Raw genomic sequence first — 11,469 nt, forward strand, 5'->3', positions numbered from 1 at the left:
AAGTAGTTTGATGGTAATTGATTTCATTCTGATTAAATGATTAAAGTGAAGCTTCATTCTATGATTTAAAGCATTCAAATGTCAGCTTAACTGGTTCGATTTCATCATGGTCAGCGACCTTGATGGTTAGGGTCGCTGGTCCTGAGAGACCAATGGTTTTAATATAGGTACCAGTCATTCCACCCTGCAAGCTAATGACGTTTGGCCCTACAAGCTCTGCGTTGCCTTCGAGCTTTAGTGATAGCGGTGCGTTTAGGTAAGTAGAGATATTACCATAGATATCCTTTACCTGAATGCGAATCGAAGCGACGTCGTAGGTGTCTTTTTCATGTAACTGAATGGTATCTGTAAGTGCTTCGATGTGTAAATGGGTGGATGGCCCTTTCATCACTTCAGCGACCACTTCACCGTTTTTAACCGCTTCAAAGCGATAGGTCGTCGCAGTGTCGCCCCAGTTACCGATATAGGTGCTGTAGATTCTGACCCCGTCCTTCAGAGTGAATGGGCTTGTGAGGATCAGCTTCGCAGCCATTAACTTATATTTAAGCGGAAGATTGGCTTCGCCGTATTTTGCACCAGCATCGAGGAGTTTCTTTACCGTTTCTGAGGCACTTTTTGAGTACCCTTCGTTTGTCATCAGTTGATCGCCTATAAAATCATCGATCAGGATCGGTGGATGTGGCAGTTCGTTGCTTTCTTTACGATCGTTGTCTCTACCAGTCGTGCTTCTTTTGAAGGTCTTAATCATACGATCGTTTTTATAAAACCGAACCTCGTCTGCGTTGGTATATGCGGTGATATTGCCGATGTATCCAGCGGGATAATCACCGATGCCCATTTCAGAGTCCAGAGTAAGGACGGGTATTTCATCCTGTTGACTGGCATAGACTGCAGCTGCTAGCTTTGGATTTCTAAAAATGTCCGTTACACCATGATGACAGATTCGATCGCCACTACCAAACTCTTGATGGGTGTTGTAGTCGAAGAAGCACCACCCGAAGCCGCCGGCGATGTTGCCGCTTTTATATATGGCATCTAAGACATTAAAGTGTCTTCTTGCGTGTTCACTACGTCTTTGGATGCTGTCATAGGATTTCGTCGGATACATATGACCATTGAACTCAGAGATGAGATATGCCTTTGAAACGTCTGGTGTGACCTTGCTTTTATCCAGTGCACCTACATTTGAACCAATGTGTGAAAAATCGTTAAACGTATAGACGTCTTCAAGTAAGTTGCTTTTTCGAATATAACGAACGCCACCTGTTGGTCTTGAAGGGTCAAGCGCCTTAGCTAATACATTCGTTTGTTGGTAGAATTCATCATCGTCCTGTGATTCATTGATTCTAACGCCCCATAGTATGATCGATGGGTGATGGCGATAAGCGAGAATCATTTCCCTGAGAGAGGTGAGTGCAATTGCTTTCCACTCACTGTCACCGATATGCTGCCAACCAGGGATCTCAGTAAAGACCAGTAATCCCAGTTCATCACACCGATCTATAAAATGGTGCGATTGAGGATAGTGAGAAGTCCTTACCGCGTTACAGCCAAGCGCGTACTTCAACAAATCCGCATCTGTCTTTTGTGGTCTTTCTGGCATGGCATAGCCCACATAAGGGTAACTTTGGTGACGGTTGAGACCGCGTAAAATGGTCTTTTTTCCGTTGAGGTAAAAGCAATCGCTTTTAAACTCAATCTGCCTAAAGCCAGCTCTTTTTTCAGAGGTGTCAATGAGAGTGTCTTGGTGCTTAAGTGCGACCTTGATCTGATACAGTTTAGGATTTTCAATCGACCAAAGCGTGAAAAGATCAAGATCGACCTCTGCTGAGTTAGTCGTCGTCGCATCGCTAATCGGGTAAGTGCCATGATAGCAGAGCTGGGTATCGTCCCATATGTCGACCTCGAGGGTATAGCCTTCTGCAGCTAGGGCTTGATTGAACGTGGTTTGAATTTGAACGAAGGCATGTGAACGATCCGTGTGTGAGGAATCGACGTGCGTTTCATAGTTTACGCTTTCAATATAGATGTTCGGGCGATAAAAAAGTGTGACCTCACGATAGATCCCCCCGTAGGTCATATAGTCGATGACGTGCCCAAAAGGTGGCAGATTACTGGTTTCACGGCTATCAACCACAACACAGATTTGATTCTCATCGCCAAATTGGACGTGTGGGGTCAGGTCGAGTGTGAACTCGGTATAACCACCAAAATGTGAATCAATGTAGGTTTGATTGATAAAGACATGTGCGATATGCGCCACTGCGCCAAACTCGATCATGCAGAGCTGATTTTTCATCTCAGATGGGATTGTGAGTGTTTTAGTATATGCGGTAACTTTGCTGTAGAGCGATTCAGAAAAATAGTTCAGCGGAGTTACGGCAACGGTATGTGGGATGTGGACCACTTCAAAGCTGCCATTTAGCTCTGGATAAGTTATGTGAGTTGCATCAAAGGTGATTTCAGGGTAGAAATGCCAATCGAAATTGATGGGTTGTTTTTTTGTCATAGCGAGCCTCCTTGTTCCTAATTCTATTTGCGTACGGCAGCACCGTCGATCAATAAATCGATCATCGCCTCTAGTGCCTCACAGTAGGTTGCACCGCCGAGATCTTCTTTTGATGCCAGTAAGAAATGCTCAATGCTGGCTTCTACCATACCTTTAAAAATATTAAGATTGATAGGTTTGATGACACCTTCGTCGATCCCTTGTTGTATGAGTGCGAGCGTCGGCTCCCAATCGGATTCGATTCTATTGGCAACGGCTTCAAAGAGCTTTGGATAGCGTTCTTTGATGGTATGAAATTTGGAATAATCGATTTGTTGATACACCTCAGGAAGGGCGATAATCACCTTTCTGATTTTCTCCACAGTGGTGTAGCTAGGATGATCTAAAATTTCCTTTTCAGCCTGCTTGATGGCTTTAAAGGTTTCATCGAGCATGGCGTAGAGTAAAGACTCCTTGTCTGGAAAGACGGTATAAATGGTTTTTTTACTGATGCCTATGGATTTTGAAACGTCTTGAAGGGTGAATTTTGCGCCATATTGATTAAACTGCTCAGCTGCAGCAGAAAGTAGATTCTCTCTTAACGTCATATTTGCCTCCTTGCTATGTAAAAAAGTATGGAAACCCGTTTTGTTTTTCTGGTTTCCATTTAATCATATATAGAATATTCAGTCAAGTGGTTAGATGCAAAATTGTTTGGAAATAGATACAAAATATTTACATTTCGTTTTCTTTAATTCATAGATTTTAGATTTCATAATAGTTATTCTGATAGTATCAGTTTCACGATTATTTCCTCTTCAACATATTTAGAGTATCGTGTCAACTGAAATGACGTGTGTGTTCCGTGCAATCCCTTATAGGTGAGAAAGGTGATTTATATGAGATACCGATACAGATTTAGATAATAACGACTAACGCTTTCATTATGCAAGGATCTTGGACGCACTAAAGTCCGAGGACCTCCGTTAATTTTTTAAAATGAAAATTTTAAAAATACGGAGGAAAGGCGAATGAAAGCCTTCTTTAAAAAAGAAAGTAGAGAACTTAGTCCATCGGAATGGATAGCGATTAAAAAGAATTATCAGCACGTATATATCGACTTAGGAACTGGAGAAGGAGAATATGCTTTTAGACAGTCTCAGAAAATGGAAGAGACCCTTTTTATCGGCATAGATGCTTGTCAGGCAATGATGAATGATTATGCTTTAAAAGCTGAAAAGAGAGCAAAGAAACAGCATTTGAATAACCTTTTATATGTCGTTGCAAATGCAGAGTCACTACCCGAAGAACTAACAGAGTGTGCAGATAAAATCACGATTAATCTGCCTTGGGGTAGCTTGCGTGATGGTATCGTAAAAGGCTGTCCAGTTCTTTTATCAAACCTTAAAAGAATCTCGAAAAGTGATACAGTCATAGAAATTTTTATTACTTATTCAAAAGAGATTGAAGCGACAGAAATAGAAAACAGAGATTTACCCTCACTCACGAATACCTATATTAAAGAGACCTTAGGACCTCTGTATCGAAATTCAGGTATTGAGATTAAGAAAGTGAAAACACTGAGTAACAAGGAATTAATTCAACTGGACACAAAATGGGCAAAAAAGCTGGGATATGGCAAACCAAGAGAAATCTTTTTTATATCCTGTGTCGTAAAATAATAAAAAAACAGAGCGTCAGTATTATGACTGACGCTCTGTTTTTAATTTATTATGAATTTCATTCATTTTATTTCTACTCAGTGTATAGGGACGATAGGAGTAAAATGCCAAGATGAAGCTGACCGCACTGCCCACAGCCAGTAATAGTGAAAGTCCAGTAACCGTACTGTCCATCTGTACCGCTCTTGAAGAATCAAATTTAAGTAGATCCAGCGCCAGTCCCAATAGGAAGATGGCAACCGACTGAGAGAGCTTATAGCAAAGGGTTAAAGTGCCATAGAAAACGCCTTCCTGTCTAGCACCTGTGGCAAGTGCTTGAGAATCCACGGTATCTGCAACCATTGCCTGAGGCAAGGTAAAGAGTCCGCCTGTACCAAAACCGCCTAAGATACCAAAGGGGATAAGGTAAAAGACATTGCCATAGATGACGTTTTTAAAGATCGAGCATGCAATAAAGTAGAGACAAGCGAGAAGCGCCATTAAAAGTCCAAGCTTTACACCATCTTTTTTCTCAGTGCGATCGGTGTATTTGATCCAGAAAGGTTGACTGAGGATGCTCATGGCGAGCTGTGTCCCAACGATGATGGCAATCCCGTTGTTATTGAGGCCAAAGGTATACGTATAGACGTGAAGCCCAAGTGTACTGATGAGCGCACTTGCTATATTTGTAAACAAGTAGCCAAGAACCACCGCTCTAAAGTCTACATTCTTAAAGGCGTTGTAGATTTCTTTAAAGAACTGTGTGAAGTTCGCACGTTCACTTTTTAAGATTCTTGCGTTGAGCTGTGGAATGAGGTGCTGAGTTGAAAAATACGCCGATAGCATTGAGGCGATCATAATCACAGAGGCAAAGACCGCCATGTTGTGATAGCCACTTGGATTCAGCTGACCGACAGGATATTCAGGCGTGCTTCTAAAAAAGAGGAACATCCCAAGCGCGGTTGCGAAGAACAAGCCCAGTAAAAAGAATGTGGTTTTAACCGCTTGAATCCGCGTTCTGTCGGTGTAGTCGTCGCTGATCTCAGCAGCAAGTGCTGTATATGGCGTTATATAAATGGTTAAAAAGGTCTTTACAAAAAGGACGAAGACGATCATCATCAGCCACTTGGTCAAGTGACTGAGATCGGCTGGGATAAACCAGAGCATGATATTGACTACGGTCGTTCCAATACCACCGATTAGTAGATACAGATGCCGTCTGCCAAAACGACTGCTTCTCGTTAAGTCAGATAAATACCCCATAATAGGGTCTGAGAGGGCATCCCAAATGATGCCAAGACTGACCAAAATCCCAATGGAAGCGCCAGACATTTTTAAAATGACAGTAGCGTAAAACACCAAATATGCCGATATTATCTGTGTAGTGAGTCCGAATCCTATGTTTCCGAAGCCAAAGCCCCAGAGTGTGCGTTTTTTTAGTGCTTCCATGGTGTTCTCCTAACGAAGTATTAGATTCTGAACTCATTATATGTCAACGTTTCCCCCCTTGCAACACGTCTCAAATTAAACTTTGGTTAAATTTGAGATAAAACGTATCAAAGGGGCTGAGCGCAGACTATAATTATAGTGCGGTATATTGAAAATCTAAGGCTATATAGACTTTAATTAGCACCCCAGTTGTGATAAAATCGAGTCAGTTAGATAGAGTCATTAAGAGCATATATGTGATCTCATATTTTGTGAGCGAATATTTTTCATTAGAGTCATCATATGCTTAAATCTAGCCAGATAGAAATTGAGGACAATTATGGCGAATAAAATTGATACAAATATTCAAGCGAAAATCATCTCCAGCTTCGAAGGTCCAAGTCAAAGCTATTACGATGCGAAAAACCGCTTCGAATCTATATTAAGAGATAAGCTCGGCGTATCTACAGGTACATCACAGGGCTATGGCGTAGCAGATGCAACTGTAACCAGCAACCTATCTGCGATGAACAATACCTCTGGCGTGTATTCAGTTAACAATGTGTACTCAGACGTCAGATTGGGATCAGGCGCAACCGCAGATGCCATCAACGCAAAGCTAGAAGGCACTGGCATGGCAGGACTTGGCGACGCCTTTGTGGCAGCTGAGGCAAACTATGGCGTCAATGCATGGTTTCTAACCAGCGTGGCAGCACATGAGTCGGGCTATGGCACCAGCAAAATCGCACAGGACAAAAACAACCTCTTTGGGTTTCAAGCCTATGATAGCTCGCCGTATGCAAGCGCGGCTACGTTTGCTTCAAAGGCAGACAGCGTGGACTATGTGGCGAAATACCTCTCTGAGAATTACCTAACAGAGGGTGGCAGCTACTATAATGGCGTGTCCATCGACAGTATCGGTAAAAGCTATGCGACAGATCCAGACTGGTCGACGAAGGTGAAGAAGGTTATGGCGAACCTACTCACCTATTAATGGAAGGCGATGACGTTTTACCATAGCGTATTAAAACGGATAAAAAATAGTTAAGAGAGTCAGGAGGCGACCTGACCGAGAAAGGGTAGAGGTAATTTATGTCTAAGGTGTATTTTAAACGTGTGGAAAATAAGGATATTCAGGCACTTAGCGATGCTGCTTTGATGCTTTTAAAGACGCTTGTGGCGGAAGACGGGCATAGCTTTACAGGGACTGTACCGCTCAAGGTACATTTTGGCGAAAAGGGCAATAACACGTATGTGCCTTCTGCTTGCTACGATGGCGTTATCGGCTACCTAAAGGAACAAGGCGTGGATTCGGCATTTATCGAAACCAACGTTTTATATAGAGGTGCAAGAACCACTGCTGAGAGTCACTTAGAGATCGCAAAAGAGCACGGGTTTACACAGCTTCCTGTCATCATCGCAGATGGTGAAATGGGCGAGGCGTTCGACGAGATCGAAATTAATAAGGAATTCTTTAAGACGTGTAAAATCGGAAAAGCGTTTGGGGATTACGACCAATTCGTGGTAATGAGCCACTTTAAAGGGCATGGTGCTGCTGGTTTCGGCGGTGCGATGAAGCAGCTTGCCATGGGATTTGCTGCGAGAGGCGGTAAAATGGCACAGCATGCTGGTATCAACCCAGTTGTGAAGGAGCCAAAGTGTATCGCATGTGGTCTTTGCTTTAAAAAGTGTGACGTCAATGCCATCGAAATGCGTGAAAAAGCATACATTCACCAAGACAAATGCGTAGGTTGTGCAGGTTGTATCGCAGTGTGTCCAGTAGGCGCAATCGTCAGTGACTGGTCGGGCAAAAACTTCAAAGAAAAAATCGCTGAGTACGCTTATGCGGCTCAAAAAGATAAAGACAACGTGTACATTTCATACCTCATCAACGTAACGCCTGAGTGCGACTGTATGGGACAACACATGCACACCGTAGCAGAAGACATCGGCGTTTTCGTGTCGAAGGACCCAGTTGCCATCGATACAGCTTGCATCGACATCTTACAAAAAGAGTCAGACGAAACCTTATTTGATGACGGACGTGCTTCCATCGTACATGCGGTGAAAATCGGTCTTGGATCAGATCAGTATGAGTTGATTGAGTTATAAGAAAATCAGCTGGTTTTGACTTAAATCAGATACCGACTCATTTGATTTTTTTGTCAATGACAAAGAAATCACTCAGACCATTTAAGTGGTAAAATTAAGCTACTTAGATCTGAGATATCTATGGGGAGGTGTCTATGAAAATTAGTGTAATTAGGAGCTTAACAGTTTTATTCGTTATTAGTCTATTTGTAATTGTTGGGTGTTCTAAAGAAGTGAATACTTCTAAAATTAATGAGGAAAATTCGTCAGATATTAAGGCGGAAACAGAATCTAAATTAGAAGAAACATCCACAGCTACATCCGATTTTGATCCTGGAAAAGGAATAGAACCGATTGAAGCTGAAACCTTTGTAGGGTATTGGCGAATGCTTGAAAGAGATGAAAATGGTGAGGTTGAGGATGTTTCAGAATATCCAATTTACTTCTTAGAGGTTACTGAAAATCGACTTTATATCATTACAACATCTTTAAATGAAAATGAAGGCTACTCATCTGCTGATAAATATTATGTACTTGATGGTGCTTATTGTTATTATGACTATGATGAAATCAATCAAGATAACTATAAAAATGCACTTGAGTCGCCTTGGGGTGGTCGTTATGTGGTGATGTTTGACGATGAAGATCATCTTGTATTGACAGAGTATTATACAAATGTCACACCAAATGATGCATATAATAAATACACTTATTTGAAAATACCCGCAAATGAATGGACTATAAGCGAGTAATTATTTGTTCTTAAATGATGTAATCTGTACCTGCTTTCTAGAGTTTTCTACGCTGAAAGCAGGTATTTTTATAGAAAAGGAATATAAATGATTGAAAAAAAGTTTAAAAATTGGATTCAAATAGTAGTACTAACAACGCTTGTAATTTTTATATTATCTGGCTGCGGAATTACCAGTAACCTTCAGGCTACTAATGACGATCAAGCTTCAGAAAATGTTTCAAGCAATGAAAACAATATGCCTGAGAATGATGAACAAACAACTGACGAGCAAACATCTGAAGCGGGCAATCCCTCTGTAACTGATTTTGCAGATGAACGATATTCGCTGACTATTGCCTCAGATTTACACGTGCTTGCTCCTGATTTTATGGGGGATAACTCGGTATTCGACGCATTTGTTGCAAGTGGTGATGGTAAGTTGATTCAGTATGCACCGGAGATTATTGGTGCCATGCTTGAAAAGGTGAATACGGATATTTTGATTTTATCAGGCGATTTGACCACACATGGCGAGAAGGCTTCTCACCAGTGGCTTGCAGATCAGCTGAAAGCACTTGAGGCGAAAACGGGAACTCGTGTGTTTGTCATCCCTGGCAATCATGATATTGATAACCCCTATGCAAGAGATTTTAGTTCAGGGAAACAGGTTGTGGCAGAGAGTGTCACACCAGATGAGTTTGCTTCGATCTATGGCGCATTTGGTTACGATGAGGCTTGGTCTAGGGATCCAAACTCACTAAGCTATGTGATTCAGCTGGATAAGGATTATTATCTTTTGATGCTGGATACCTGTAAGTATGAAGACAATCAAAGCCTTGGTTATCCAGTTAAGTCAGGAGACATAAGGCCAGAGACTTTAAAGTGGCTAGATGAAGTGGCTCAAGAGATCAAGGTAGAAGCGCCAGAAGGTGCGACGGTGATATCTAGCTCCCATCACAATCTAGTTTCGCACTCACCGGTACATGACAAAGGGTTTGTCATAGATCACGCGGAGCGAGGGCTAGAAGTGATCAATAAGTTGGGGATAAAGCTGAATTTTTCAGGACATATCCACATTCAAGACATCGTTTCGGTGAAACTTTCAGAAGATACCAACCTTGACTCTGTATTTACTGAAGTAGTCAGTGGCAGCTTGATTCAATACCCTCAGACCTACGGTGTGGCAAAGGTCTCTAGTGATCGAGTAATTTACCAGACACAGTGGGTGAATATGGCGAGTTATCTCCTTGCACATGAACTCGATAGTGATGAAAAACTTGCATTTTTGAATGCCTTTGAGACGAATGCAGAGCTTAAATTTAGAGCGGATTCTGTGGCTTTAATCGATGCCTCGCTACTAAAAACGCATTCACAAGAGGAAGTAGACGCGATGCTCAGTGTATTCGCAGATCTTAACGAAGCGTATTTCGCCGGAACGGATAGCGATGAAGAGAGAAAGGAAGCGATTCGAAACGGAAAAGGCTACGCCCTTTGGACACAGGAAAAAGAAGGGTTTTTAAGCGGATACGTCGAATCCATGTTATTAGATACTTCGGACGATAACTTTTATGAAGGCGATTTGAGGTGAGCATGGTTTATAAAAGGACGATTCAACTCTATATATTTGAGCGCGAGGGCGGACACTGTTATCATTGCGGAAAGCTTCTAAAGCCTGGAAAGATGACGCTTGACCATTACTATCCTAGGAGTCTTGGCGGCACGGAGGAGTACTATAATCTCGTGGCGTCTTGTAAGCTGTGCAACAAGTTTAAGAAAAGTGTGGTGCCTAAGGATTGGATTGAGGTCAATATCGAGCTGCTTTTAAGGGCGATAGCAGATGAAAAAGTCGTGTTCGATCAGAGCCTAAAGCATGAAAAAGAGTTTATCGTCAGTTTGTTACCCAATGTGCGAACGATAGAGCATTCTAAAAGTGGCACACAGTTTGAGGGGCGAGGGTTTAGGGTGTTGATAAAGGACAATCGCGTGGTGAAGCTGGTGCGGTATGGAGAGGTCTAATGACACTTAATTGATGCCGTTTGTGGACTTTAGCATATTATTGACTAATACCCCTTGGGGGTATATAATAATGAGGCAACGTTTGTTGTCTAAAATATATTTTTGAGGAGTAATGATATGGTTAAGGTTTGTAAGTGCTGTTCAAACATGGATGTTGACGTGTTAAAATCTCAATTAGAGGGTATCGAAGTTGAGTTAGGTTGTGTTGACAACTGTACAGATGCTTCGGGTAAAGCATTTGGTTTAATCAACGAAGAGTTAGTTGTGGTTGAAGATGTTAACGCTTTTGCTAAAGAGGTTTTGGCTAGAAAATAGTGAGGAAGTCATAAGGAAATAATAAGGAATTAATAAGGAATAAATAAGTTATTCGTTTCTGTGATAAATAAAATCGTTCATTTAGGAAAGTATGATCTGGATGGTTTAATAAATTTATAGTGTAGTAGTGTTCTTAAGCCTTGCATCTGCAAGGCTTTTGTTATATCTTAAGGATAACGGGAATAAAGGTAGAATTTACCAAAGTTAGTTTCAAAGTTTAACATATAAAAGTTTAGGAGAAACGATGAGAATTACATTGATCACTGTTGGAAAAATTAAAGAGAAGTATTTTACAGGTGCGATAGAGGAATACGCCAAGCGTCTAACCAAATACTGCACGCTGACTCAGATAGAGGTGGCAGATGAAAAAGCCCCAGAGACGCTTTCAGATAAAGAGATGGAACAAATCAAGGACAAAGAAGGCGAGCGGATCTTAAGTAAGGTGAAGGATTCGCAGTATGTGATCACCTTAGAGATCAAAGGGAAGCAACTGACTTCAGAGGAGCTTTCAGAAAAGCTATCTAACCTAGGACTTGAGGGAAACTCCGATGTGGTGTTCATCATAGGTGGGAGCTTGGGGCTTTCCGATGCGGTGATGAAGCGGTCTAACTTTGCGCTGTCATTTTCGAAGATGACGTTTCCACATCAGCTGATGAAGGTGGTGCTGCTGGAGCAGGTGTATCGTGGGTTTCGGATTATGAAGGGGGAACCTTATCATAAGTGAGTGGGTGTTTATG

At 41.8% G+C, this 11,469-nt stretch carries 11 protein-coding genes; 8 read left to right on the forward strand and 3 right to left on the reverse strand.

Going from position 1 to position 11,469, the window contains the following annotated elements; all coding sequences use genetic code 11:
• Nucleotides 1-58 precede the first annotated feature (58 nt).
• Nucleotides 59-2,509, reverse strand: coding sequence for a glycoside hydrolase family 2 protein (locus AC4PID_RS09015; RefSeq protein WP_492135240.1), 2,451 nt, complete (start codon nucleotides 2,507-2,509; stop codon nucleotides 59-61).
• A gap of 23 nt (nucleotides 2,510-2,532) precedes the next feature.
• Nucleotides 2,533-3,096, reverse strand: a complete 564-nt coding sequence (locus tag AC4PID_RS09020; protein ID WP_492135241.1) for a TetR/AcrR family transcriptional regulator — start codon at nucleotides 3,094-3,096, stop codon at nucleotides 2,533-2,535.
• A gap of 423 nt (nucleotides 3,097-3,519) precedes the next feature.
• Between AC4PID_RS09020 and AC4PID_RS09025 the strand changes: the two genes are divergently transcribed.
• Complete coding sequence (locus tag AC4PID_RS09025) at nucleotides 3,520-4,170, forward strand: methyltransferase domain-containing protein (RefSeq protein ID WP_492135242.1); 651 nt, start codon at nucleotides 3,520-3,522, stop codon at nucleotides 4,168-4,170.
• 21 nt (nucleotides 4,171-4,191) lie between these two features.
• Here AC4PID_RS09025 and AC4PID_RS09030 read toward each other — a convergent pair whose 3' ends face one another.
• Nucleotides 4,192-5,598, reverse strand: coding sequence for an MFS transporter (locus AC4PID_RS09030; protein WP_492135243.1), 1,407 nt, complete (start codon nucleotides 5,596-5,598; stop codon nucleotides 4,192-4,194).
• 319 nt (nucleotides 5,599-5,917) lie between these two features.
• On the opposite strand from AC4PID_RS09030, the gene AC4PID_RS09035 reads away from it, so the two are divergent.
• From AC4PID_RS09035 to rlmH, 7 genes are all read left to right on the forward strand, one after another.
• Nucleotides 5,918-6,571, forward strand: a complete 654-nt coding sequence (locus AC4PID_RS09035; RefSeq protein ID WP_492135244.1) for a glucosaminidase domain-containing protein — start codon at nucleotides 5,918-5,920, stop codon at nucleotides 6,569-6,571.
• A 98-nt stretch (nucleotides 6,572-6,669) separates the two neighbouring features.
• Nucleotides 6,670-7,689 carry a DUF362 domain-containing protein gene (locus tag AC4PID_RS09040; RefSeq protein WP_492135245.1) on the forward strand — a complete coding sequence of 340 codons (1,020 nt, stop codon included), beginning with the start codon at nucleotides 6,670-6,672 and terminating at the stop codon, nucleotides 7,687-7,689.
• Between the two features lie 134 nt (nucleotides 7,690-7,823).
• Nucleotides 7,824-8,420 (forward strand): hypothetical protein, encoded by a 597-nt coding sequence (locus tag AC4PID_RS09045; protein WP_492135246.1) that lies wholly within the window; start codon nucleotides 7,824-7,826, stop codon nucleotides 8,418-8,420.
• An 87-nt stretch (nucleotides 8,421-8,507) separates the two neighbouring features.
• The gene (locus AC4PID_RS09050; protein ID WP_492135247.1) at nucleotides 8,508-9,989 is read left to right on the forward strand and encodes a metallophosphoesterase; all 1,482 of its coding nucleotides are present in this window, start codon (nucleotides 8,508-8,510) and stop codon (nucleotides 9,987-9,989) included.
• 2 nt (nucleotides 9,990-9,991) lie between these two features.
• Nucleotides 9,992-10,417 carry an HNH endonuclease gene (locus AC4PID_RS09055; RefSeq protein ID WP_492135248.1) on the forward strand — a complete coding sequence of 142 codons (426 nt, stop codon included), beginning with the start codon at nucleotides 9,992-9,994 and terminating at the stop codon, nucleotides 10,415-10,417.
• Nucleotides 10,418-10,534: 117 nt separating this feature from the next.
• Nucleotides 10,535-10,732, forward strand: coding sequence for a hypothetical protein (locus AC4PID_RS09060; RefSeq protein ID WP_492135249.1), 198 nt, complete (start codon nucleotides 10,535-10,537; stop codon nucleotides 10,730-10,732).
• 244 nt (nucleotides 10,733-10,976) lie between these two features.
• Nucleotides 10,977-11,456, forward strand: a complete 480-nt coding sequence (gene rlmH, locus AC4PID_RS09065) for a 23S rRNA (pseudouridine(1915)-N(3))-methyltransferase RlmH (RefSeq protein WP_492135250.1) — start codon at nucleotides 10,977-10,979, stop codon at nucleotides 11,454-11,456.
• The last annotated feature ends 13 nt before the right edge of the window (nucleotides 11,457-11,469 follow it).

Source organism: Fusibacter sp. QWL-12, from assembly GCF_058683495.1.